The 24,145-nt window shown below is 43.1% G+C and carries 20 protein-coding genes and 2 pseudogenes (1 of these 22 cut by a window edge); 16 read left to right on the forward strand and 6 right to left on the reverse strand.

Annotation, left to right across the window (positions count from 1 at the left end; genetic code table 11):
* Positions 1 to 21 precede the first annotated feature (21 nt).
* The 11 genes and pseudogenes from LFX17_RS05050 to LFX17_RS05105 all read left to right on the forward strand — a co-directional run bounded on the left by LFX17_RS05050 (position 22) and on the right by LFX17_RS05105 (position 15,437).
* On the forward strand, positions 22 to 1,041 hold the full coding sequence (locus tag LFX17_RS05050) for a ParB N-terminal domain-containing protein (RefSeq protein WP_238745413.1): 1,020 nt from the start codon (positions 22 to 24) through the stop codon (positions 1,039 to 1,041).
* Positions 1,038 to 1,319 (forward strand): hypothetical protein, encoded by a 282-nt coding sequence (locus LFX17_RS05055; protein ID WP_238745415.1) that lies wholly within the window; start codon positions 1,038 to 1,040, stop codon positions 1,317 to 1,319. Before LFX17_RS05050 ends, LFX17_RS05055 begins: the two co-directional genes overlap by 4 nt.
* A 2,212-nt stretch (positions 1,320 to 3,531) precedes the next feature.
* Positions 3,532 to 6,873, forward strand: a complete 3,342-nt coding sequence (locus tag LFX17_RS05060; protein ID WP_238745420.1) for a polymorphic toxin-type HINT domain-containing protein — start codon at positions 3,532 to 3,534, stop codon at positions 6,871 to 6,873.
* 28 nt (positions 6,874 to 6,901) lie between these two features.
* Positions 6,902 to 7,654, forward strand: a complete 753-nt coding sequence (locus tag LFX17_RS05065; protein ID WP_238745424.1) for a hypothetical protein — start codon at positions 6,902 to 6,904, stop codon at positions 7,652 to 7,654.
* Positions 7,638 to 8,270: an SH3 domain-containing protein gene (locus LFX17_RS05070; protein WP_238745427.1), complete on the forward strand. Its 633-nt coding sequence runs from the start codon at positions 7,638 to 7,640 to the stop codon at positions 8,268 to 8,270. Before LFX17_RS05065 ends, LFX17_RS05070 begins: the two co-directional genes overlap by 17 nt.
* Positions 8,271 to 8,291: 21 nt before the next feature.
* Positions 8,292 to 8,501 carry a hypothetical protein gene (locus tag LFX17_RS05075; protein ID WP_238745430.1) on the forward strand — a complete coding sequence of 70 codons (210 nt, stop codon included), beginning with the start codon at positions 8,292 to 8,294 and terminating at the stop codon, positions 8,499 to 8,501.
* Positions 8,502 to 8,779: 278 nt separating this feature from the next.
* Positions 8,780 to 10,805, forward strand: a pseudogene (locus tag LFX17_RS21100) (TIGR04388 family protein); the annotation flags it as partial.
* 273 nt (positions 10,806 to 11,078) lie between these two features.
* Positions 11,079 to 13,499, forward strand: a complete 2,421-nt coding sequence (locus LFX17_RS21105; RefSeq protein ID WP_238747681.1) for a M23 family metallopeptidase — start codon at positions 11,079 to 11,081, stop codon at positions 13,497 to 13,499.
* 18 nt (positions 13,500 to 13,517) lie between these two features.
* Positions 13,518 to 14,177, forward strand: coding sequence for a hypothetical protein (locus tag LFX17_RS05095; protein WP_238745435.1), 660 nt, complete (start codon positions 13,518 to 13,520; stop codon positions 14,175 to 14,177).
* Positions 14,178 to 14,237: 60 nt separating this feature from the next.
* Complete coding sequence (locus tag LFX17_RS05100) at positions 14,238 to 14,447, forward strand: hypothetical protein (RefSeq protein ID WP_238745438.1); 210 nt, start codon at positions 14,238 to 14,240, stop codon at positions 14,445 to 14,447.
* A gap of 168 nt (positions 14,448 to 14,615) precedes the next feature.
* Positions 14,616 to 15,437, forward strand: a complete 822-nt coding sequence (locus LFX17_RS05105; RefSeq protein ID WP_238745441.1) for a hypothetical protein — start codon at positions 14,616 to 14,618, stop codon at positions 15,435 to 15,437.
* Positions 15,438 to 15,750: 313 nt separating this feature from the next.
* Here the strand turns inward: LFX17_RS05105 and LFX17_RS05110 are convergent.
* A pseudogene (locus LFX17_RS05110) lies at positions 15,751 to 16,125 on the reverse strand (integrase core domain-containing protein); the annotation flags it as partial.
* 31 nt (positions 16,126 to 16,156) lie between these two features.
* On the opposite strand from LFX17_RS05110, the gene tnpA reads away from it, so the two are divergent.
* The 3 genes from tnpA to tnpC are packed head-to-tail and all read left to right on the forward strand — an operon-like array spanning position 16,157 to position 18,403.
* On the forward strand, positions 16,157 to 16,444 hold the full coding sequence (tnpA, locus tag LFX17_RS05115) for an IS66 family insertion sequence element accessory protein TnpA (protein ID WP_118966454.1): 288 nt from the start codon (positions 16,157 to 16,159) through the stop codon (positions 16,442 to 16,444).
* On the forward strand, positions 16,435 to 16,782 hold the full coding sequence (gene tnpB / locus LFX17_RS05120) for an IS66 family insertion sequence element accessory protein TnpB (protein WP_118966397.1): 348 nt from the start codon (positions 16,435 to 16,437) through the stop codon (positions 16,780 to 16,782). Before tnpA ends, tnpB begins: the two co-directional genes overlap by 10 nt.
* Positions 16,783 to 16,825: 43 nt before the next feature.
* Entirely contained in the window at positions 16,826 to 18,403 is a 1,578-nt protein-coding gene (tnpC, locus tag LFX17_RS05125) for an IS66 family transposase (protein ID WP_118966396.1), read from the forward strand.
* Here the strand turns inward: tnpC and LFX17_RS05130 are convergent.
* The 5 genes from LFX17_RS05130 to LFX17_RS05150 all read right to left on the reverse strand — a co-directional run bounded on the left by LFX17_RS05130 (position 18,400) and on the right by LFX17_RS05150 (position 21,315).
* Entirely contained in the window at positions 18,400 to 18,693 is a 294-nt protein-coding gene (locus LFX17_RS05130; protein ID WP_238745443.1) for an IS3 family transposase, read from the reverse strand. The two genes, tnpC and LFX17_RS05130, sit on opposite strands and share 4 nt — an antisense overlap.
* Complete coding sequence (locus tag LFX17_RS05135; RefSeq protein ID WP_238745446.1) at positions 18,690 to 19,085, reverse strand: transposase; 396 nt, start codon at positions 19,083 to 19,085, stop codon at positions 18,690 to 18,692. Before LFX17_RS05135 ends, LFX17_RS05130 begins: the two co-directional genes overlap by 4 nt.
* Positions 19,086 to 19,128: 43 nt before the next feature.
* Complete coding sequence (locus LFX17_RS05140) at positions 19,129 to 19,665, reverse strand: helix-turn-helix domain-containing protein (protein WP_238729302.1); 537 nt, start codon at positions 19,663 to 19,665, stop codon at positions 19,129 to 19,131.
* 86 nt (positions 19,666 to 19,751) lie between these two features.
* Positions 19,752 to 20,171, reverse strand: coding sequence for an ester cyclase (locus tag LFX17_RS05145; protein ID WP_238729303.1), 420 nt, complete (start codon positions 20,169 to 20,171; stop codon positions 19,752 to 19,754).
* 280 nt (positions 20,172 to 20,451) lie between these two features.
* A complete protein-coding gene (locus LFX17_RS05150; protein ID WP_238745449.1) occupies positions 20,452 to 21,315 on the reverse strand; it encodes an endonuclease/exonuclease/phosphatase family protein in 864 nt (287 codons plus the stop codon).
* A gap of 297 nt (positions 21,316 to 21,612) precedes the next feature.
* Here LFX17_RS05150 and LFX17_RS05155 point away from each other — a divergent pair, with 297 nt between their 5' ends.
* Both LFX17_RS05155 and LFX17_RS05160 read left to right on the forward strand, forming a co-directional pair.
* Positions 21,613 to 22,119, forward strand: coding sequence for a cytochrome c3 family protein (locus LFX17_RS05155; RefSeq protein ID WP_238729305.1), 507 nt, complete (start codon positions 21,613 to 21,615; stop codon positions 22,117 to 22,119).
* 18 nt (positions 22,120 to 22,137) lie between these two features.
* Positions 22,138 to 24,145, forward strand: the 5' portion of a protein-coding gene (locus LFX17_RS05160) for a TAT-variant-translocated molybdopterin oxidoreductase (RefSeq protein ID WP_238745452.1). It continues 1,058 nt past the right edge of the window; the window shows 2,008 of its 3,066 coding nt (coding positions 1-2,008); the start codon lies at positions 22,138 to 22,140; the stop codon falls past the right edge of the window.

Consider the following 24,145-nt stretch of genomic DNA (forward strand, 5'->3'; position numbering starts at 1 on the left):
GAAGAGAGAGCGAATGAGTGGATGGAAGAACAAGAAGCAAGTCCTCGCCCTGGATCTTCGAACACGAAGACATATATTCCGAAAGGTGTGTCTCTGAATCCAATCGTGAAGATGGTGAAACCAGAGAGTTTGAAGCCGAATCCGAACAACGACTTTGAACCGCTCAGTGAAGAAGAATACCTGAGTCTCAAAGAGAACATTGCTCTCAACGGAATCTTGGATGCACTTACCGCGAAGAAAGACGGAATGCTTGTGACGGGAGAGAACCGTTATCGAATTGCTTTGGAGTTAAAGGAACACGAAGACGAGAACGTTCGACGTCGTGTTGAGAGTATTCCAGTTCGTTACTATATGAACGAGCTTACTCAAGAAGAGGAATACGACATCTTGGAAGGAGACAATTTGTTTCGCAGACATTTGACTCCTGAACAAAGAAAAGAACGACTGAAGAAAAGGATTCTTCGCAAATACAAGGATGAACTTGTTTTGGACAATCGAGGCGGAGACCGCAAGAGCAAATCGTCTAAAATATCAAGTGAAGAAGGGACTTCTTTAACTGGAAACAATTCCGAAGGATCGGAATACCGCCCTGATATTCTGAAAGAAAACACGAATGAAAAATCAAAAGTTCAGGGTGAACTTTTGATCGTTAATACTGTTAAGGATTTAGCCAAGAAGGTATCGGAAAAAGAAAACATACCAGTAGGAACGGCAAAGAAATATATTTCTGAAATTCGTAAGGAATTCAAAGACAAAGATCAACCTTCTACCAAGAAAGAGAAGAAGGAGGAAACAGACAAGAAGACACAAAAGCAGATCGTAGAAACAAAGGCAAAGGCGTTTCAGAAGAAGTATTCGAAGATGAGTAGGAGTCAGAAGAAGGAAGCCGTGAATCGGTTGTTGAACGCGCTTGTGAATGTGAGAAAGAAGACGTCGAAGTTAAACGAACAAATATCTGAATTGGAAAGAAAGGACTACGAGATCGTGACGCAGATCACTGCCGTCGGAGAAAAAGAGAGAATTTGGAAGTTGAAAGTATGAAACCTACAAAAGAGAAAACTCACAAGGGAAATTCGCAAAAAAGACAGGACGCGCAGGAAGAGGTCGCAATTCAAAAGCGAATGGATGCGTATCGCAAGCGATTGGAGAAGATGAGTCCTTTGAAACGGAATGAAGAGTTGAAGTTGTTACTACGAAACTTTAGAGAATATCGCAAGAAGATTCAAGGACTGATTTCTCAAATGAGGAAATTTGTAGAGAAGGAGATCGAGGTCGAAAGAAAACTCAAAATCATCGGAGAGAAGATGAGAGGTTCGTAATGAGGAATTTCCTCATTGCTAACTTCCTGAATTTTTCCCTCACTTTTCCTCGTTTTTCCTCACTTGGATTTATCCTGAAATTTCCTTAATTTTCCTAATCTTGTATTTTCGGAATTCGATGATCTTACTTGGTCACGATTGACTGGAAAACTTTCTTCTTTAGCTGTGAATCGAGGTGCTTTCCTCTTACGAAACGACTGCAATTGTCAGGTGGGGAAATTCCCCACCTGAGAGAAGATCCGCTTTTTTAGAACGGATTTGTTTTTTGCAAAATCTCTATGAGTTCATTTACGATTTCTGCGAACATCAAAACTAATTCAAAGATTTTTAATATTATTTTCAATTTCATCGTTTCCGACCCTCCTCTTTCTAAATTCACGAGCTTATCTTCGATCCCGCTAAAATATCTTTTGTGGCTGATCGGAATTATTTTGAAAAAAATCGGCAAGAGAGAAAAAAACGAACGAGAATCAAGACCACGTTTATCGGAAAGCGTCTTTGTTATTTCATTGTTTTTCGCGCAAACCGCCTTCTTTCTTTAGCTGAAATATATCGGCTCTCATGCGGCATATTGATTGATATGTCGAGCGGATGGAGGGAATCCGAGCGGTGCTATCTCAGAGCCAAGTCTTTCTTGAAGTTATTACCGACAACGATTCAAAGGAAAGATCGCACGCGAGGACACTTCGGATATTGGCCAATATCGGAAGTGCCGACATCCGCGTCATGAGAGCCGCTTTTACTGGAAGGTTTGAAAGCAGGTGATTTGCGGATCTGTTAAATGCCTGTTCTGAGGCCGTGACTTTCGAGTGAGCGATCGCGGAGCTTCCGGCAAGGAACTTGCTTGAAAGAGAAAAAACCGGGAAAAAAACCGAAGTTCTCCGCAGTTTGAAGAAAAAATATGAAAACGAGTCTTGTCCGAGTTCTATCCTTCACCTTTGATCGACTCGTGAGAGAAAACGAGTTGCCGAAGTTCTTTTGAAGCAAGACGCTTTCAAATACATCACTTTCCATTTCTAAAGAAAGGAAAAGCGAGCTTCTCGCCTCAACTACATTGCGCTCCAAACGCGGAGCCTTCTAAATTAAAAAACGATCTTTGGAACTTTCTCTCTAAAGACGATCTCGATGGAAACATCGGGACGGAGGGGGAGAGTAACTACCCCCTCGCAAATCATATTCATATTGAAACCAAGAATTGAAGATATGGGGTTTTTCCAGGTTTTTCCAATGGGAAAAACTACGATACTGAAGATTTTACTATGTATTACTCTTGAAAATGAGTTTTTAGAAGTTTTTCCGAGTTTTTCCGAAAGAAATTAAAGTTGGGGAAAACAAATACAGCACTAGCATTTACTAACGTGGATTTAAGAAGTTTCGGTAAGCAGGGTCAAGCCCTGCTTTACCGCTTCTTCGCAATGTCTTTGATTATCCGAAAAATATTCGAATCAAATCGAGAATCTTCAAAACGATCCGAAGTACTAATTTTAAAACTGATTTATTTTCATTTTTAATCATCTCTTAATCTTACCTCCTTATATTTTATTATATCCTCACCGATTCCGATTTTGATTGGTTGCAGGTCCAATTTTGCCTCGAAATTTGATGAGAGAGCTTTTATATCTAGTTAGTAGAAGTTGCTCTGGTAAATTTGCTTTCGATCAAAGCCCCTGCCCACAAAGACCTTCGGACATTTGAAAGTGAGCAGTGGGTTTATTTTCAAAGTCTGTCTGGAAAAAGTTTCATCAAAAGGTCCGATTTTTCTTCTTTAGCCGATGATTCAGAGTCTTGTTCGTGCTTTGTTCGAGTCCTAACGTTTCCAAAATGAGCTTTATTCGAGTCTTGTTCGCGCCCTATGCCTTTTCAAACGAGTCTTGTTCGGGTTCTATTCAGGTCTTGTGTGAGTCTTGTGAGCGAGTTCGCGAGCAGGGAAAGCGAGAATACGAATTGGAATTGGAGAATACTTGTAAAATACGCAATTAGAGAAATGGAATATTCGAGAAACACTCTTAGAGGATTCTTTCGTGAATTTTTAAAAACGCATGTACTGGAATTTTTTTTCAGAGTGAGACTTTGCTAAGGGTTAAACTGCTTCGGATCGGGAAACGCTCTGAAAGAATTGGAATTTCGCGGAGAATTCGCAATGGGGTGTTGTTTTCGCGGAGACGTCCCGGTATTGCGTTTGAAACACAAAGAAAACGGAATATACGGGAATGTGAAATCTTCTTTCGAGAAGAGTGACTACGAGCTAATTGCGATCGAAGAAGTAAAGATCGGCGACGTAGTCCAGTCCTGGAACGAAAGAACCGGAAAACTCGAGAACAAGAGAGTCACGGAAACGTTTGTCCACGAAGTTCCGCAGCTTTTCTTTCTTGAGTTAGACGGGGAAGACGAGATTCATACGACTTGGAACCACCCGTTTAGACGGAGGGTGAGTGCAAACGGAAGTCAGAACACAAACCAAAACAGAGTATCACCGTTTGATCTAAAGGGAATCCAAAGAGATTTCAAAACTCATGAACATCTGCTTCATCCGCGAGAAGCAAGAATCGTGACGAGCCTTTTGGGCTCGGGAAGCGAGAGCGAAACAAAGACAGCGAGTGTAATAGAGGAGCTTCCCCATTCTACAGATTCTAACCATTCAGCCACGGATGTACCGTTGACGAAGACGGAAAGGTTCTCTTCTAACACCACGACCCAAACCTCGGAATGGGTGAAGGTGGAAGATCTGAAAGTGAAGGACCAAGTTCTCCGTTCCGATGGCAGCTGGGGAACTGTAACGGGGATTTACTACTACAACACGGAACCGACTAAGGTATACAACTTAGAAGTAGAGGAGAATCATACTTACGTTGTGGGCGGAAGAGAATCCAATTCCGGCGCGGGATATGTTGTCCACAACTACAACAACGCGCAAGAGGCGATGTTCGGAGGATTCAAACGACTTTCGAACGATGTGTATGACGTAGCGAAGAAGTTCGCGGGTCTTGAAGGCGGGGCCGGCAACGAGGTATATCAGAAAGCTGTAGAGTTTCAGCAGGCAGTGAAGGAAACGAACGCGTCCCGGGAAACGTTAAACAAGGAGTCGAACATTCTTGTTACGAAACAAAAAGCAGCGGAAGCGAGTATGCAACTGGGAGTGATCCGCAACAATGAATTCTTGAAAGCGATCCATGATCCGAAGAGCGATTCGATACCGGGAATAGCAGACCTTCGCAAACAACTGAAGGGAAGCGATCCAAGTAAGGGTTTTAGGCAGAAACACATGAAAGCGGTTTCAGCTTGGTTGGGTTCTAACGGAGTGGGCACGAGCGGATTCTTGAAACCTGGAGTTGGCCTTGGTAATCTTCCTGGGGGTAATACGCTTCCGATGAAAGGATATATCATGTCTGCTGCACTGAGTATATCGAGTGCGGAAGAACGCGGAAAGCTGACAAACACGATTAAAGAAACGAATCAGAAGTTAGCAGAACACAAGATTAAAGAAGACAATATCGGGCGGCAGATGATCGAGCGATCGGAAAAGGTGAAGAGCGACATTGTAAAGCTGATCCAAGAAAAACACCACAACGATCCAAAGTATGCAGAAATTCTTGTGGAACACGGCTTTGTGAAGAAGGACACATTCAATGAAAAAGAACACAAGGTAACGTATGAGGAGAAGTTGAAGGCACTCGGAGACAAGATCAAACCGGATACGAGAAAGCAACTTGCCGAGTTTGACCGCAAGATCACAGACCTTCGCGTGAGCCAAAACAAACACGAAGCCGAGAGCTATGCTCAGTGGAACAAAGATCATCCGAACGAACCATACAAACGCAGTCCAGCGGACGAGAAACGCAGAAACGACATGGTGACAATGCAGAAGACTTTGGAGAAGGAAAGGGCGATGATCATCAACCGGGAAGTCGCACCCTATCCGAAAGAGTCTGAGCTGCATCGACTGGAGAAGTTGGGTGAAGGTCATTCACTGAACGACAAGCAGAAGACCGAACTGACTCAACTGCGAAACGAGAAGAAGACGCATGAGACTCAAGTGGCGGCGTTGTTGGATCGTGATGCGAATGCGATTGAAACGAATTTGAACAAACTCCTTGGAAAACCTGAGGTTCCAAAAGACTTTAAGGCTGTCGTGAAAGAAGCGGATACTCGGAAGTCGTATGACAAATATATGGGGTTAAATGCGGAGCAAGCAGCCGAGCGTACTAAAACGATTGCATTGGAGCATGATGCTAAGAACAACTCAGAAGCGGTTTGGCAGAAGTCGAAAGATACTTTGGAAACTGCGGAAAAAGATTTGAAAAAGATCGACGCAAGTCTTGCTTCTCTGAATTCGAAAAAAGCGGATTACGAGACAAAGAAAGCCGCGCTGGAAGAGCAAAGAAAGGCGGCTGCTGATAAGGTCTCGAACTTAAACAGAGACCATCAGGAATATACGAAACAAAAGAACGAAGCTTTTGAGACAGTAAACAAGCGCGAGGACAGAGAATCGAAGGAGCTGATTGCTAAATTAGGAAATCAGAATCTTGACAAGATCGAGAAGAATATTGTAGCGAAAAAGAAAGAGTTAGCGGAAGCGTTTTTAAACGAGAAGAATTCAGAGAAAAAGGTAAAAGAGCTGACGAAAGAGATTACGAAGTTAACTGCTCAGAAAGATGAGTTGAACGACAAGATGGCTGCGGCTATCAAGGCGATCGATGACAAGAACAAAAGCAGTGATGTTGTGATTGGCACGTTGCCAAACGATCTTTTACCGGATCATCTTGCGAAGTTTATGGACCCGGTACAAAGAAAGGTAGAGTGGGTAGAAAAGAATCTTGAATACATGAAGAAAGAGTTGTACGCGGGTGAGGATGTGGAATATACCGTAAAAGGCAACCAGGCGATTTTGGAAGACGGTGTGATCAATTTGGGAACGGCACACTCCAATCAGTTTGTAGATTATGGAGCGACTGTGAAGATCATTTCGGACAGCGACAAGTCGATGTTTGGGAATTCGAACGGACTGAGTTACAACGAAAAAACGGGTAAATATGAGTATGTTCAGAGCGGAAGAAACACTTGTCAAAGTTACAGTTTCTTGGAGCAGTTGTTGTATGTCGGAGTGTTGTTTCGAGATTCGGGAAGGTCTCCCATTCATGAGCTGACCAAGCTTCAATACAACCTTGGTTTAACAGCGGAGATGTCGACGAACACGGCCGCGGCGTATACCAAGTTGTTGGAGCCGTATGGAATGAAGACGGTAACATTAGGTGATGGTGATCATGGAGCTGCGGAAAACTTTGCTAATATCAAAGCGGCTTTGAAGCGCGGTGAAATTGTAAATGCGGGGATGTATATCGACGGTCCTGTGAACGGAGAGCATCGTGCTGGATATGACAAGGACGGTTTTAAATTGCAACCAACTAAAGGCCATCGTGTGGATATCATCGGATTTGACGACAAACGGGGCGAATGGATCGTGAATGATTCTGCAAGACCGAATCAAATGATTCGATACAAATATAACGACTACGAACTTGGTCATCGTTGGTCGATGGTGATTCGGAAAAAATAACGAAAGGAAGATGAGGAAACGAATATATATGAAATTAGTAAAGCAGAGAAAAAGAATATTCGCAATTGGTTTACTTATTTTGGCCTTGCCCTTATTGGGTGGGGAGAAGGAAGAATTGGGTAATGTTAAAAAGAATATCGATAAAACGGGTGATACCGGCTCTGATTACAGGTTGGTTACTTCTTCTGAAGATGAGAAGGTATATGGAGTTAACTACTATGTCGGTTTTTTTAAGGATTTGATAAAAGACAAAAATGCAAATGCTAAACAGAATTGGGGCAACAAGAGAAAGTGGATCGTCTCCAAATCCCAAGGTGTGGGAGAGTCTGTTTACTTTCATACCAGTTATTCTGGCGAAAGCGGTATCAAAGTTTTGAATGATACTTACAATCTCAATTTCAAGAACTACTGCGAAGCCGACGGCAAAAAGGAAGAATATTCCAGAATTAAAACCGCAAAACTTACCTTCATGGAAGCCCCGTATACTTTAGTGAACAATGCAAACACTCCCCGCTTAGATGCGAACTTCAAAAAGACAAAAGAATTTGATGTAGAGCTCGGAGAGTCGGATGAGATCGTTTCGATTCTGCCAGCATATACGGTCCTTGGAACCAAAAAGGGAGCGGGTGAGGGTGGAAACGTTGTCGTCGTTAAGCTGACCGTTACGGGTGTATATCCAGGAAAAAAATCTCCTCTTTGTGTTCAGGACTTTTTCATGGGTGGCAAGTCATTCGGCAAATACACGGACTTAGTGAAACAAGTGGATGAAATCAACAAGTAATCTTTCAAAACGAATCTTCTTCATTGCGGGAACGACACTTGTTGTTCTCATAGTCGGATTTTTTTCTTTTTTCCTTTTTCCAAAGAAGGAGGAGTCCTTGGATTTAAAGAAGGAAGAGAACTGGGTGAAGGTATTTCCATCGGCGTATCCGCAAGAGGATGACCTTACGCCGATCCCCGGCCCTTTTGAAAAATACAAACGAGATGGTTATTATACCCTGATTGACCCGTATCCTTTGGCGCAACTTTTAAAATTGGATTCGGGTTCAAGACGTGCGTTTGCTTGTTTGGCTCTGGATGTGACACATGGTGTGGCTGTGGTTAAGTTTTTGTTTGATCGGAATTTTTACTCGGTGGATGTGAAAAGGCGTCATGGCGACCATTACGATTTTATAAACGATGGCGAGATGCTTTCGTTTCGATTAGAGCCTGAAATGAAACTCAAAAGCGGAGATATTATATATATGATCCGTTACGAGGATGATGATTATTTTCGAGGCGAGCATTACTATGACAGAGGTACTAATTCGGGAACGAATTCAACGGATATGGAAAATGATATGACTGGATGTATTCGATCGGTGTTGGAACAATCTGTTAATTTAAATACGAATTAGTTTTAGAGAGAAGACGCAGATATGAAATCCAACGGAACACAAAAAGGCTTCGTGCTTGGCGAGGCCGTCCGCGACAAAACGACGGGCCAAACGATGTATGTGGAGAAGGCTTGGAGTCCGGCAGTACCTTGCATTTACTTTGATCCGAAGACGGAAAGTCTTGTGAAGGTGGATCTGTTGCCTGAGGATCTAGAGAGGATCAAGGAGATATTGCCGTATTTACCGAAGTGAAGAACTTGCAAACCCGCCCTTGAGCGGGTTTTTCACTTTTAAGGGGTAAGGACTAAAGAAGGTTTACTTAGCAAAGCATGATGAAGACAGAAAGAACAAAGAAGAACAAAAGAACTCGCGAGAGCGATCGTAGCGTAAATCCGGCATTGCACCATCGTGTACTACGCTGTTCTTTTTCTTTCTTTGCACTTGATGGTGCGATGCTGATTGAAGCGGAGAGCGCGTTTCGCGAAGCGAACTCGCCCGAAGCCTTAGGCCAAGTTGCGATCGGATATATGGAGATGCGTAACGTCCTTTTTGACAAGATCGGCGAGGCATTGACGGGAGATCCTGCAATGGGTCACAATCTGGGGTTATTGCTCAAATACCAAATCGACAAACAAGAGGCGAGAAAGGCAGCGAGAGAACAAAGACTGAAGGATGCTGAGGTATTGGTCCAGTTAGCAGCAGCGGCAGCAGTGACCTATTTCGGCGGTCCCGCGGGAATTCAGATGTTAAATTCGGTGATCGGAACGGGTGCGACGGCGATTAACACAACATTGGCGACGGTTGGGCTTTCGCTTAACAATGCGCAGGTGGCCATGCTTGCGGCGAGTACAGCGGCGACGATGGCGATCGAAAACAGAATCAACGGGGCAAATGGCTCGGCTGCAGCCCTTGTAAACGGCCTCATCTCGACGGCGACCTTAGGAGTAAAAACTCCTCTTACGGGCTACGTAACGTATACCAAACATCAGAACGCGAACCTTTTGACGGGTCAACACGAAGTGAAAGGCGGTTGGGGCGGTGGAGTTAGCTTGAACGTGTCCGGTGTCAAAGGGTTACCTGGGGGAGAAATATTAAAGACCGCGTTGGAAGGAATGAAAATGAGCAATCTAACCTTGGGACTGAGCTACAATGCTGATCAAGGTCTTGGAATGAACGTGAACACGAACTTTACGAACAACGTAGGCTTAGGGTTAGACTACAACTTTAAAAGCGGCAGCTATACCGCGAACGCGAGCTATGACGTGAACAAGGCAGGTGGCAAATCTTGGGCGAACGGGAGCATCAACGTATCTGCGAGTAGAGAAGGTCACTCGAGTTTAGCGTTGTCTTACAACCACGACGGAAACACGGCGATTCCTCAGAGACTTCGCGGAGGTGGAGCGACGCTTGACTTAGGTAATGACGGTGTATTGGGTTTTAGCATCCAGGGACTGAAAGGGGCTACGATCGGTACTGTGAGCTACAACACGAACAGTCATGGTTGGGAACAGGCGACTTTGAACCAGAATTTCCAGAACGAATATCTTCAAGGTGTGACAGCTGAGAACAGCTCTTACAATCACGAGAAGTCTCAGATGGAGATCTTGCGTACGGAGCTGAGTATTGCGACGAAGATGGAGAAACCGTTGTTTACGCAAGCAGATGTGGACAAGTATTTACCTAAAAACAAGGACGGCAGTATCGACGTAGAGAATGCACAGCCTGAGAAGTTGTTAGAGAAATGGAACGCGCACAAGGAAGCGATGTCCCAAACGCCTGAGGGCTTGCAGAAATGGAAGGACGATGTAACGAGAGCCGGAGAAAGATCGGGGATTGAGATCCGCTTCAACGACGGTAAGAGTGCAACGAGCACTTTCGGTAAGTTTGTAACGGGGAATGTTCGGAGATATTGCCCAGAGCTTCGGTATTGCGAACGACGGAAGCAAGATGGTGGACAAACAAGGCGTATTTCATTTAGACACGTGTTTTGTTGCGGGGACAGCTGTGCGAACAGAGACAGGCTTCAAGGTCATTGAAGATGTGAAAGTTGGGGACAAGGTAGTTTCTTGGAACGAAAAGTCGGGTGAATTTGAGACGAAACGTGTAACAGAACTATTTGTTCATGAAGTCCCTCAGTTGTTCTATCTCGAACTGGATGGGGAAGAAGAACTGCATACGACTTGGAATCACCCTTTTAGAAGAAGGAACAAGACCGCGAACTCCGATGTTGCAACGAGCGAGTTGATTTCTCGGAAAGGTGCGTTGCTGAATGTTGGAATGAGTGCGAGTGAGGAGATTTCCCTTTCTACGGGATCTGTGGCGTCTAACGCAAATGCTTCAACCGCACAAATCTCCGAGTGGGTGAAGGTGGAAGACCTGAGAGTGAACGATCAGGTTTTGAAATCAGACGGAAGCTGGGCGAGAGTAACGGGGATCTTTCACTACAACACGGAGCCGACTAAAGTTTACAACTTGGAAGTGGAAGACAACCATACATATATCGTCGGAGAGAACGTAGGAGCAGTTGTTCACAATTACGTAAATGAAAGTAAGGAAGTAAATGCTGCGTTAGCTAGAACGGATAGCTTACTCAAACTTTCCAAAGGGGATAGAGAATTTGCAAACAGTTTAGACGAGTTGAAGAATTTAGGAAGAGAATTCCAAAAGAACGCATCTGAGGCGAGCAAGGAAACAAACCGTTTGTTATTCGAGAGTTTCTCCGCAAGACAAACTCAGGAAATTCAGGGTAAAAAGAATTTAGACTTCGTGAATATGGTTCGAAGCAAAGATGCGGACAGTTTACCGGGAATTGGTAAGATTCGGGATGCGTTGAAAGGCATTGATCCGGTAAAAGGATACTCAAAGAATCAGCTTGCGGCGATCGACACTTGGCTTAGACAGGATCTTTCCAAAAATTTACCTTCCGGTGTGGCAGGAATCAAGGACATGGTAGGCGGGTATTCTTCGGGAGCATTTCAGCTTGGTGGTTTAAACAAACCTGGCACTGCGCGTACTCTTTCTGAAATGGGAACGCATGTAGGTCTTTGGAAATTGGGCAGAGAGCTTGGTAGCGTAGAAGGAATGACTGGGGGACGCCAGAAGATTCAAGAGGCAGAATCGAATATGGCAGCCCATCAGAACAAAATGAAGGAGCGTGGAATTGTTGAAGCGAAAGCGATCCGCGAGATTGAGAATCGGGTTGAAACTTACGTATCGAAGACGTATGGCAACGATCCGAGATTTGCGGAAGCGATTGTAAATTCGAGAACGATCGGGAAGAACGACCTAAGTAAGAATACGGGCGGAGTTGATTTTGAAACGAAGAAGAAAGCGTTTGAATTGAAACCTGAACATACAGCTAAGCTTCAAGAGTTTGACAAACAGAAGACGGCGATTTTAGACAAACAAAAGACACTTGAGAGAGAGGACTACGAGAAGCACCAAAGAAATCATCCCGGTGAAAAGTATGTTCGATCACCTGAGTTAAATCAGAGACGTGAGAAGGCGCTTGCAACCTTGGATCATTTGGAGAAGCGGAAGTCGACGTATTTGAATGAGACTGTAGCACCGTTTCCTCATGAAAGCAGACGTGTTGAACTTGAGAAGCTTGCTCTGAATGGAAAGTTAACCAACGAAGACCGTAACGAGTTAAGCAAAATTAATACTGCGAAGAAGGATCACGAAACAAACGTAGCCGCACTTTTTGACAAAGACTCAACGACGATGCACAATCAGTTGGAGAGAAATTTTGGAGGAGAGAGAAGCGTAGTTGTTAAGAATCGTTTTGAACAATCGGAAACAGTTCAAAACCTTGAGACAAAACTTGCGGGATTAGATCCTAAAGATCCGAAGACCGCAAAAGAGAGAACTGAAGTTCAAAACCAATTGAAGAAGGCAGAGGAACGTCTTGCACAGATTGACAAAAACTTTTTGGAGTATGAGCCGAAGAGAAAGGTGATTAACGGCAAGGAAGAGCCATTAGGCGACTATGTTCTCCGGAAACAGCAATCGTATGAACAGGAAGGACCCGCGATTAAAGACATCGTGAAACAGTTGGAAACGAGAAAGGAAACGTTGGAAAAGCTGGGTGATGTGAAGAGGGTTAAGGAGATTAAGGATCAAGTAGGTATTTATGAGGAGCGTGCAAAAAAAGCTAAAGGATTTGCCGAAGACACGGCTTTTACATTAGCGGCGAAAGAAGATGCAAAGTCTCGTGCGGAAGGGAAGCCGGCGACAGCGGTAGCGGCTCTTGAGAGATATATGACTCACAAGGACGAGAAGGGATTCATAACGAGAACGCTTCCGATTGATGAAGCTCATCCGGATTTTGCACATCCAATCGGAAACAAACCGTTTAACAACAAAGTGACGTATACCTCTCATTATGGCGAAGCGGGATACCGTTACGAAAAAACGGCGGCAGATACAGCTTTAGATCCTGTGAACCACATCGGTAACGACTTTGCTGCGGATTACGGTGAAAAAGTGAATACGATGTTGAATGGAAAGGTGATCGGGATTTCGAAAGGCTTGGAGATTAAGGTTCCTTCAAGCGCGTTGGAAAAAGCAGGTGTGATTTATTTACCGGAAGGTAAACATCCCGATGGAAGTCCGAGAAAAGAAGGCTTGTATCGCGAAGGGGAGAAGACACCTCTAAGCCGTGATGTATTGGCTAAGTTGGATCCGGACTTCAAAAATTCTAACTATGACGGAATTCGAATGAAGGGTGTGGTCTACAGTCAAGGAGGAACTAAAGAATTTCCGGTTGCCGGGTTCTATACAATGGTTTCTTCAAACAAAGGCCAGTTGCTGAGCGAAAGGCAAGTCGAACATCAGATACCGAGGGAAGCTGTTGCGAGCGTAAACGATCCGAAGAAAATGAATCAGATTGTGAATTCCGGAGGGAACAGTGTAACGATCGAGAGTAAGTTTGACGGAGAATTATCCGGAACTTTCCAAATCGAATACAAACACTTTATGGAAGATCCGAGCCAATGGGTAGAGGTAGGGAAACCGATCCAAGCCGGTAAACAGATTGGTAACGTTGGAAGCACGGGAAGATCGACAGGCCCGCATATGCATACTACGGTAAAATACTATGTGACGACTGAGAATCCGATGTTAGATCCATCGATTTTGCCGAAGGGTTTGTATGTGGAAAAGAGTGATTGGAAAGGAAAGTATTTAGAGATCAATGGAGACTACTTTTTGAACGAGATGCTTCCAAAAAGATTGAAGAAAAGGAAGTAAGCGGGGGGAATAGCCAGTATGATGCAAAAGTATATTTCAAAAGTATTTTATCTTCTTCTAATGTTTTTTTTCTTTGAGTGTAAATTTTTCGGACCGGAGTGGAAGTCTGGTCCGAGTGAAGAGATGTTTGCCGAAGATATCAAATACATTCGAGCAAGTTCAGATATTGAAAAGCAGTTTGAAGATGCAAAGTTAGACCCGAGGCAAATTGCAAAGGAACATTTAGTTCGGAGCATTAAAAAATTTAAAGAAGCAATTGAAGACAAATCGTCTTCAAGACTTGTATCATTATCTAGTCCTAACTTATCTGATTCGTATGCCGCTGGATATTATTCCTCGTCATACGCCGCAAGTGAAGCTTGGAAGAAAAGTTTTGAAACGGGGCATGCTTGGTGCGAGTATGATCTATTTTTCAAAACGAAGATTGTGTCGTTTGAGATTGTTCCGAGTAGCGTAATCAACAACAATATTTCGTACGAAGTATATCTGAGACAAGAAGGTCAAACGGAGAAATTAACAAGAGAAGATGCGTATGATGGTAAAAACTTTCTACTTCATTTTTCAGCCGACAAAAAATATTTAGGACAGGTAGGGGGACATTTTTCAATTGATGGCTTTGCGGGACATTGCCCGTTGACAGAAGATCAGTTTCATCCTGACTTTGGGAAGACAAAGTAGAGAAATTAAAGATGAAAGAGAGCCGTTAAAGGGACTTGAGACTTTAGAGAAGGCGCAGATATGAAAGAGAACGTAACACAGAAAGGCTTTGTTTTGGGTGAACCTGTAAGGAACAAAGAGACGGGCCAGAAGATGTATGTAGAAAAAGTTTGGAACCCGACTGTGTCTTGCGTTTACTTTGATGCTGAGAAGGACGCTCTCGTAAAGGTTGAGATGTTGCCTGAGAATTTGGAAAGAATCAAGGGAATGTTACCGTATCTTCCGAAGTGAGGGAGCGTTCGAACTTTTGATTGAGGAAGAAAGATTTAAAGGAAGGTTGTGTTAATGCGAAATAAAATTATACAAATTATTTTCTACCTTATGGTATGGGTGTGCATATTGGATTGTCGGTTTCAATATAAGGATTGTAGAAAAGAGAGTTCTTGTCCAATTTTCTTTTTGAAGTTCACAGTATATAATTTTATTTATGATGGTAATTCAATAAAGGAATTGGAAAATATTAAGTTAGATGAAGGTAGGAGCGTAACTTTATTATTAGATTTGGAGGGGGAGCCGCAATCATTTAAAGATTCCAATGGGAATGTCCATTATAAAATTGAATACGAGAATAAAGATTATTATATTCGAGCTCTCCCCATCGGATACAAGAAATCAATGAGGGTAGCTCCTACTTCCGGTACGATATTAAGAAAGCTACCAAATGATGAGCCTTCATCTGCAATAAAAATATTACCATATAATGCAATAGTAAAGGTTTTAAGTGAGGCTTATTTTGGGAATGATGATCCGGAAAAATATAAATGGTTTCAAGTGTCTTATGGAAGTCGCCTAGGCTGGGTTGAAAAAAAAGATCTGGTTTCGGGAGAATATGATCTCAGGATAATAGGAAAGACATTCAAAGATATTGTAAAGGATGTTTATATAAAGGCTGAAACGTATAGTGATCCACAAATAGAACTTAAGTGGAAAGGTGTTAAGGCAGAAAAATCGTCTTGTCGGATTGGCAATAAACGATGTGGTTTCAGTATAAGTTTTCAAAAGGATAGTAATGAACAAGAAATAATAGTAGCATTATTACGATATTCAATTAAGGGGGAAGGAGAAGACACCGAAATCGTAAAAAAGATAAAATGTATAATCGATAAAGAAAATTTTATGCACGCTTTTACTTACGTTGAATCCAATGATTTAGAGTATTTTTCTCAAGAATTTGAGCCAGTCCCTCTAAGTATGACTTGTCGTTCTGTAGATACAGATTGAGGCTTGCAAACGCTAAAATTGCAGGGTTTTTTAATATAGTGATACTTTCATATAGGATTGCGGGATTGCTTTCGCGCCGTATTTGAGAGCTGAGGCTCGCAAAAACTAAAATTGCAGATGATTTTCTAATATAGCGAAATTGTGAATAAGTTTTGATTCAGTTTTGAACTCAAGTTTGAATGTTTTGGAAAAGAAATCACTTTCGAAAGGTTGAATTTAGGAATTTTTGAAGTGATTTTTGGAGATGAAAGAATAGTCAGGGCATGAGTTGACGGACTCGTTTTCTGACGAGTTTTTAAAGAATCAAAGAATGTTAAGCAACATTTTCGTAAGAATATGTATGATACAAACCACCGAGAACGGGAGTGGAAACGAGTTTTGTTTTTCCGCCGTTTGGTGGTTTTAGAATCTTTGAAGGAACGGGTGAATCTTTATTCAAAGCAATATGCGTTCGATGATAATTGTAAAAATGAATAAACTCTTCTAGCTTCTTTTCCAGATGATATTGATTGATCGGGATGAAGAAATCTAAAAACTCGTTTCTACAAGTTTTAACCCAGCGCTCCGCATAGCAGTTTTGCCAAGGAGATCGAATGGCGGTCTTTTTGTATTTGATCCCAATCCGTTCTAAATATTTAGAAAACCTTTTTCCAAAAATCGGTAAGCGCCTAAACAACCGCACCTTTTTCTAATCGTATAAATGTTGTAAACTGTCTTTGATGAAAAAAACGAAAATAGATTGGCCCAAAGAGTTTGATGACTTTTCAAAGAGTGGACTTTCCCAGCCTCAGTATTGTAAAGAAAGACACCTCAAATACACGACGTTTCGATATCATTGGGAGAGACGTTCTAAGCATTCAGAGAAGAACGACTTTGTAGAAATTCCTCCTTCCTCGACAAATTCTCAGTCATTGGTAGAAGCCGAATTTTTGACCCTAAAGATAGATACGTCGGGGAAGGCATCGCTCCAAGTAAACGTTCAGTTTAGTTTAGGACGATGGAGTTAAATCCCGGAAACAGAAAAGTGTATCTTCGACCTGGGGCGACGGATTTAAGGAAATCGATCAATACGCTCTCTGTAATCGTAGAAGGAAAGATGAAAAAAGATCCGTATTCGGCGAGCGTCTTTCTCTTCTGCAATCGCAAGAAAGATAAACTGAAGATGCTCTACTGGGATAAGAGCGGGTTTTGCCTTTGGCAGAAGAGACTGGAAGAGAGTAAATTCCCGTGGCCGAACTCAGAGGAGGAAGTGCATAAAATACCCGTTGAAAGGTTTCATTGGCTATTGAATGGGATCGATTTTTTCAAAGAGCACAAGAAACTAAAATACAAGAATGTCAGTTGAAAATGTTTGACTCAAGAAAAGAAAGTATTAAGACTGAATCCGAATGTCTTTGGATCTAAACTCTCTTCCTGATGATGTAGAAGAACTAAAAAGAATCATTATATTAGAGAATAATAAATATCAGGAAGAATTACGACTCCAAAAACAGAAAGAATCCGAACATTTGGATCAGATCGAGAGATTGAAGATCCAGCTTTTCGGGAGAAAGACTGAGAAATGGAGTCAGATCGAAAAAGATCAAGGATTTCTTTTTAACGAAATAGAAAGCTCCTTGCAAGAAGATTCTCCTGAACCCGAAGAAGAAAGTCTTTTTAGTCCTGTTAAAAGCCATACAAGAAAGAAGACGGGAAGAAAACCTTTCCCGGACTACTTTCCAAGAATCGAAATCCTACATGATATTCCTGAAATTGATAAAACCTGTTCTTGTGGTCACGAGCTTACTCGTATCGGAGAAGACAAGTCCGAGAAGTTAGATATTATCCCGGCTAAAATACAAGTCGAAGTTCATATTCGCCCTAAGTATGCGTGTAAGCATTGTGAAGGAACTTCTGATGAAACTCTACCTGTCGTAAGAATCGCGCCGGTTCCCCATCAGATCGCTGAGAAGAGTATGCTTTCTTCCGGATTCTTAGCTCACACGCTTACTCAAAAGTTTGCGGATGCTCTTCCGTTTTACAGACAAGCCGGGATTCTCCAGAGATCGGGAGTGGATATTTCAAGGAGCACCCTTTCCAATACCGCAATTCAAGTTTTTGAAAAACTTTCTCCGATGATCGAGGATGTGAGAAGGGAACTTTTCAAATCGAAGTATTTGCAGATCGATGAGACGATTCTTCAAGTGTTAAACGAAGAAGGAAAGTTGAATACATCCAAATCGTATATGTGGGTGATCCGAGGGTTCATCAGAGAAAAGCCCGTTGTTCTCTATCATTATGAGCCGAGTCGGAGCGCTAAGTTTTTAGAAGAATGGATCCAGGGATTTGAAGGAATCATCCAAACGGACGGTTTTGAATCTTACGATTCTTTGTTGAAAGTTAAATCTAAGATTCTTCACGCGGGATGTTGGAATCATGCGAGGAGGAGATTTTTCGAAATTCTAAAAATCGATTCTAAGAATGTGCAAGCAGAATGGATCGTAAAGAAAATCGGTAAGCTTTATACAATCGAGTCAAAAGCTAAGGTAGAAAGTTTAAGTTCTGAAGAACATCTGAAACTCAGGCAATCCGAATCTAAGCCTATCGTTGATGAGATTCGTTCTTGGATGAACAAACGGATCGTCGAAGTTGCTCCCAAATCTTCTATGGGAAAAGCGCTCTCTTATCTTTCTGGCCAGTGGGAAAAACTGCTTCTCTTTTTGGATCATCCGGAATTGCAATTAGATACGAATCTCGTTGAGAACGACATTCGTCCTTTTGTGATCGGTAGAAAAAACTGGCTCTTCTCCGGTTGTCCACAAGGGGCAACTGCGAGCGCGGGATTCTATTCGTTAATTCAAAATGCAAAGATCTCAGGTATCGATCCTTACGCTTATTTACGAGATCTTTTTAAGTCTTGGGAAACGATACCGAGAAGTCTTTCTTGCGAGGATCTGCCAAAAAACGGTGGGCTTGTGGTTCGTTAGGCGGTTACTTTTAACCTTGGAACATTCCTTTGTAAAAGTAGATTTTGTTCCTTCATGATTCGGTAAATCCGCTTGTGATTCACTCGTGGCAAATCCTTGTTTCTATTGATCCGATTGACGATCGCTGTAATTCTTGGATATCCGTAGGTAGGTCTATCATGGCAGACATCTTTAATCGTTTGCAAGATATGTTCTTTGAATTCGCTGATCGAATGTTTTTTCTCGCGCACGCGATTCTTGTAGTTAAAAATCGACCGAGAAACGCCTAATGCGGTAGCAATTCTACTCATTGGAAACCTTCGATTCCTTCCAATGGCTTTTGCGAGATCAGTTTTTTTTTACGAGCAAGAATGACAGCTTCTTTGAGAATCTCGTTCTCTTCGGTCTTTCTTCCGAGAAGGCGTTCCAAATTCTTAATTCTCTGTTCGAGCTTTTTATACTCTGATTCTGGGACCAAGTTCTCTTCATTCTCGATTCCTTTGCTTGCGCCGTTTTCCATAAACCGCCTCCACTGAAAAAGCTGACTGGCGGCTATATTATACTTTCTCGCCACTAAAGAAACTGAATTTCCTGGTTCAAAGGTCTCTTTTACTATCTGTTCTTTGTCCTTTGAAGACCATCTTCTTCTTCGTTGAACCGATGTGATTACAGTAACCGGGTCATTAATAATAGTATTATTCATAGCATTACTCCTATTATTTAGAAGCTAACTCAGCTGTACGGTTTTAAGTGGGGTAACTACAGTCATCAATAGCTGTATATTGAAATCTCTTAATTTCCTTGCCTTTGGAATTACGGAAAGAAAGGAATTTTACGTCTATTTGTACATGATGTCCTGGAACTTTTTTTTCATATCGAATAAACGAAGATGGAATAGATCGCCTTCTTTGATTCTCCGGTAACTTGTTCATACCATTTCGTTTTAATACATAATATACTGCAGCAGCAGTGATTTTTATCGAGAGATAGCGTTCTAAGTGCCATGAGATTCTTTGTGGACCGAAATGATAGGTTCTACGTAGGTGTAAGATTTTTTCTTCAGTATCCTTGTTCGTTCGCCAAGGGCAGGCACCAGGACGAAATCCCGGTTTCTTATCAATGAGTCCTTCTTCTCCATAGGTCTCATATGCCTTTTTCCACTGATAAAATGTTTCTCTTGAAATTCCAAAGTGTCTACATGTTTTGGAAACGTTCTGAGATTCCTTGGCATGATTTAATACTTTGATCTTTTTCTGAATACATCGCTGAGAATCCTTCGACATATTATATACCTCGGCTTGAAGATTTTATCATATCTGTCAACCGAGGTCATTAGTTTCATACCAAATTCGACGGAGATCCGATTTGTTCAACGATTCATATCGATTTTGAGTTGAGAGAACATCGTCTCCTTGTCCCAATATCCGTGTTGAACCAGAATTTTACCGTTTACGATCTGAAAGATTTCGCAGCCGTGCATATCAAAAGAATTGTTGTTGGGAGTATGGCCCGCAAATTCTCCTTTCATTGTCCCGCTGAAACGCCACTCGACTACAACCCAAGGTTCTTGTTCGATCATATTCATGACTTCAATGCGAATGTCGGGAAACGCCTTAAATACATTGACGTACGTATTTCGCATCGCCTCGCGTCCTTGAACGGTTTTTCCCCAAGGAAACTGTAAATTCGCAATATTTTCGTCGTAAAGCGATATGGCGGCATCGGGATTGTGGCTGTTATACGCTTCGATCCAGCTCATTGCGATTTGTTTGGGAGATCGGTTATTCAAAATTTGGACTCCTTTCGTTGAAAATTTTACTTCGGTCAAAGTGGTGCGGTCGTTATAGGTTACAATCAAAACTGCGAGTAAGCGATCGCACGTGCGAGAATATTTACGACTGTCGCCTAAACGCGCGTGAACTCACGGTAAGTGTGTGATTTGCTGATTGTCCGTTCGTCCTGTCGCCTAAACGCGCGTGAACTCACGGTAAGTGTGTGAATTGCTGATTGTCCGCTCGTCCTGTCTCTTAAACACGCGTGAATTCGCGACTCGCAATCATCTCCGGAGTCTATCCCTCCAACCTAACGTCCAATACAACCGGACAGTGGTCGGACAAGCCGCTTTCGTTTGCAGGAACTCCGTCGAACGCTCCATCGTCTTCCGCAAACGGAACCGGAACCAATTTCGAATTTCCGATCGAAACATCCGTTAAGATCAAATCGATCAAATCCTTGTGTCCCCAGCAGCTCTGTTTCACATAACGTCCCGGATTTTTCAGATTCAGACCTTCCGATAGAAGCTTCCAGGACCGATGATCCTTTCCGAGAGGAGAATTCATGTCCCCCAGAAGAAAAAAATTCTCTTTTGTTTTTAAGATCTCGTTTAAGACGAGAAGTTGTTTCGATCTGAGATTTTTATCTCTCTTCGAGTTTCCGGCTTTCAGATGAACGCTCAAAAAAGAATAGTTCCTATTTCCGATGGAAAGAGTCGCTTCCACTCCGCTTCTCAAGCCGGGTTCAATCGCAAGAGCGGAGTAGTGGGCCGCATCCGCGAAGCGAAATTTGTTTTTCCAGCAGATTCCTACCCTTTGATCGTATCCGGAAATTTTCTTTGTTAGGGAACAGGAAAAAGATGCGGGGAGAATTTTCCAGATCGCTTCTTCGTTTTCCACCTCTTGGAGTGCGATGACGTCGGGATCGATTTTCAAAAGATGTGATTTGATTTTTTCAAAGTCGGATTCTTTTCTCGGGATTCTTCCTCGAGGCGATTTTTTCTCGTCTCCGACCTCGTCATACAGAAACATCGCGTTGAAACTCGCGAGTCTCAGTCGAGAATCCTGTGCCTTGAGCGGTTCCGGAATAAGGAGCGGTGCAAAAAAAAGAAGAAGATACGGAAGAATTCTTCCTAAGAACGAGAGAAAGCTTTTTTGCATCGTAAAAAAATCTCCTTAGACGGAGCCTTTGAGAAAGGTTTCCGTATTTTTAAATTCTCTATTCTGAAAAAAGGAAAACTTTTTCCGCCGTTTTACGATAGGTTGCAAAATTTTTTTCGAACTTTTTGAAAATTAATTTTTCATTTATGAAACTTTCCTAATTGATACCTATTCTCAAATAGACTCCAAAATAAACGCAAAGGAAAAGGCCTCAGATCTTCGTTTACTTGCAATTTTTCACAGAGCCAAAAATCCTGTTTCCAATACCAATATTGGATTCATAGGGACTTCATACGAATGAATAACAGAGCACTGAAACTTTCGGTACCGCTCATTGCCCTCGCGGCCGTAGCGTATCTGATTTTCTCTCCCTCCAAGTATGTTGGGTATGCGCCCGATCAGCCTATACCCTTTAATCACAAGATACATGCCGGAGACAATAAGATAGACTGTAAATACTGTCACACCGGGGTAGAAACCTCAGCACACGCCACAGTCCCATCCTCTTCCACTTGCATGAACTGCCACTCTCTCGTTGCAACCAACAAACCTCTGATCAAGAAACTCGCTAAGTCGTATAACGACAACAAGCCGATCGAATGGATTAAGGTTCATGACATGCCAGACCACGTTCAGTTCAATCACTCTCGTCACATTTCGAGAGGAGTGGATTGTTCTCAGTGTCACGGTAACGTAGCGGAGATGGTGAAAGTAAAACAGGTAGCATCCTTAAACATGGGATACTGCGTGGATTGTCACAGAGAGAACAACGCTCCGACAGATTGTTCCACCTGCCACAGATAACCGGGAGTAATACTGAACATGGATCAAAAAAATTTCCAAAAAGAAAAGAAGGCTCACTGGCTGTCTTACGATCTTAGAGACAAAGACGAAGAAGTCAAAGAGATGCAGAAATCCGAATTCTTCACTTCTCCCGATCCTTTGATCGCGAGAATCAAATCCGGAGAATTCGATCGTAAATCCTTTTTAAAACTGATGGGCGCGGGAGTCGCGATGACTTCCTTAAACTGTATCCGCAAACCCGTTGAGAAGATCGTTCCTTACGTGGATCTCAACAAAGCGGATGAAAACGCTCAATACGATTTCGTTAAACACGGACATTCTTATTACTACGCTTCCGTTTTTGCGGGAACCGGTATTCTTGTGAAAGCAAGAGACGGTCGTCCTCTTAAATTGGAAGGAAATCCGGATCACCCGGTTTCTCAAGGTGCGTTAAGCGCTGCGGGTCAAGCGGCAATCTTTGATCTTTACGATCCCGATCGTTCTCAAAACCCTGCGACCATCGAAGGTGGAATCGAAGTTAAATCCGATTGGGCGACCGTAGACGCAAAAGTAAAAGCGGCTCTTGCGGCCAACAAAGGCAAGACGGTTGTCGTAACAAAACCATTGGATTCTCCTTCCACAAAATCGATCATCGGCGATTTCTTAAGAACCGTCGGCGGCGGAAAACACTACGAAATTTCTCTTACTTCGGCGGAAGAAGCGGTTTCCAAAGGTCAGGCGGCTTCTTACGGAAAGGCTCTGATTCCGAACTACCACTTCGATCTCGCAAACGTGATTCTTTCGATCGATTGCGACTTCATGGGCAACTGGCTTTCTCCCGAAGAACACCAAAAGGATTTTTCCAAAAGAAGAAACCTTCGCGACGGCGCAAAAGACGTTAACTTCTTCGTAGCTGCGGAATCGATTCCTACTATGTCCGGTTCCAACGCGGATCTTCGTCTTCCGATTCGTCCCGGCGACCAAACCAAACTCGCTCTTGCGATCGCGGCGGCCCTCGGTGAACTCGGGGCGAACACGAAAGACGCTCTCGGCGGAGAAACCGTAGCGAGCCTCTCTTCTTCTCTCGGTGTGAGCGAAGAAAGTATCCGCAAAACCGCGAAGGCTCTTTGGTCGAACAAAGGAAAGTCCCTCGTGGTTGCGGGAAGTCTTGCGGCTTCCACAAAAGACGCGGTGGATCTTCAAGTTCTTGTAAATCTTCTCAACAGCGTGTTGGAAAACGACGGCAAAACCGTGGATCATTCCAACCCGAAAAAAGAAGGCCTCGCGGATTATTCCGGCAATTTCAATTCTCTCGCGGCGGAACTCAAATCGACCAAGGTTGGAGTTCTTTTCGTGAACGACGTAAACCTGGTTTATCAAGCGGGGGAAGAATGGAAGAATCTTCTTCACCAAGCGGCTTTGGTCGTGGCGCTTACGGACCGCGCGGACGAAACCGCTCTTGCGTCTAACGTTCTCGCGACTACGACTCACTTCCTCGAATCCTGGGGAGACGCGGAAGTTACGAAGGGAATTTTTTCCATTCAACAGCCTGCGATTCGTCCTCTCTTCAATGCTCGTTCGTTCGAAGACAGCTTGATCGCGTTTGCGGGCGGCTCACTCGGCGGAGAATCCAGCTTTTACGAATACGTGAAGAATTCTTGGACCAAAAAACTCGGCTCGAAACAAAGATGGGAAGACCTCTTACGAGCGGGAACCACGGTCAAAGCTTCCGAGCGCAAAAAAGTTGCCGGTTCTTCCAGAAACTTCAACCGTTCTTCTTTGAAAAAAGTCGAGTCCGCTTCCGCCGGTCTCAAACTCGCGTTGTATGAAACATCGGCGATCGGAGACGGTAGAGCGGCGAACAACGCTCAACTTCAAGAACTTCCGGACCCGGTGACCAAAGTCACTTGGGATAACTACATCCTGCTTTCTCCCGCTCTTGCAAAAGAAAAGGGAATTTCTTCCAACGACGTTCTCGTTCTGAAAACGGCGACTCAGACCATCGAACTTCCCGCGCAGATCCAACCTGGAATGCACAAAGAAGCGA

This window comes from Leptospira sanjuanensis (assembly GCF_022267375.1).
Lineage (GTDB): Bacteria > Spirochaetota > Leptospiria > Leptospirales > Leptospiraceae > Leptospira > Leptospira sanjuanensis.

What these genes read in the sequence shown, in the direction of transcription:
- LFX17_RS05150 (WP_238745449.1), bottom strand. Translation starts at nt 21,315, where the DNA reads ATGCAAAAAAGCTTTCTCTCGTTCTTAGGAAGAATTCTTCCGTATCTT.
- LFX17_RS05095 (WP_238745435.1), top strand. Translation starts at nt 13,518, where the DNA reads ATGATGCAAAAGTATATTTCAAAAGTATTTTATCTTCTTCTAATGTTT.
- LFX17_RS05130 (WP_238745443.1), bottom strand. Translation starts at nt 18,693, where the DNA reads ATGAGTAGAATTGCTACCGCATTAGGCGTTTCTCGGTCGATTTTTAAC.
- LFX17_RS05075 (WP_238745430.1), top strand. Translation starts at nt 8,292, where the DNA reads ATGAAATCCAACGGAACACAAAAAGGCTTCGTGCTTGGCGAGGCCGTC.
- LFX17_RS05050 (WP_238745413.1), top strand. Translation starts at nt 22, where the DNA reads ATGGAAGAACAAGAAGCAAGTCCTCGCCCTGGATCTTCGAACACGAAG.
- tnpC (WP_118966396.1), top strand. Translation starts at nt 16,826, where the DNA reads ATGTCTTTGGATCTAAACTCTCTTCCTGATGATGTAGAAGAACTAAAA.
- LFX17_RS05070 (WP_238745427.1), top strand. Translation starts at nt 7,638, where the DNA reads ATGAAATCAACAAGTAATCTTTCAAAACGAATCTTCTTCATTGCGGGA.
- tnpB (WP_118966397.1), top strand. Translation starts at nt 16,435, where the DNA reads ATGGAGTTAAATCCCGGAAACAGAAAAGTGTATCTTCGACCTGGGGCG.
- LFX17_RS05055 (WP_238745415.1), top strand. Translation starts at nt 1,038, where the DNA reads ATGAAACCTACAAAAGAGAAAACTCACAAGGGAAATTCGCAAAAAAGA.
- LFX17_RS05065 (WP_238745424.1), top strand. Translation starts at nt 6,902, where the DNA reads ATGAAATTAGTAAAGCAGAGAAAAAGAATATTCGCAATTGGTTTACTT.
- tnpA (WP_118966454.1), top strand. Translation starts at nt 16,157, where the DNA reads ATGAAAAAAACGAAAATAGATTGGCCCAAAGAGTTTGATGACTTTTCA.
- LFX17_RS05135 (WP_238745446.1), bottom strand. Translation starts at nt 19,085, where the DNA reads ATGAATAATACTATTATTAATGACCCGGTTACTGTAATCACATCGGTT.
- LFX17_RS05140 (WP_238729302.1), bottom strand. Translation starts at nt 19,665, where the DNA reads ATGTCGAAGGATTCTCAGCGATGTATTCAGAAAAAGATCAAAGTATTA.
- LFX17_RS05155 (WP_238729305.1), top strand. Translation starts at nt 21,613, where the DNA reads ATGAATAACAGAGCACTGAAACTTTCGGTACCGCTCATTGCCCTCGCG.
- LFX17_RS05100 (WP_238745438.1), top strand. Translation starts at nt 14,238, where the DNA reads ATGAAAGAGAACGTAACACAGAAAGGCTTTGTTTTGGGTGAACCTGTA.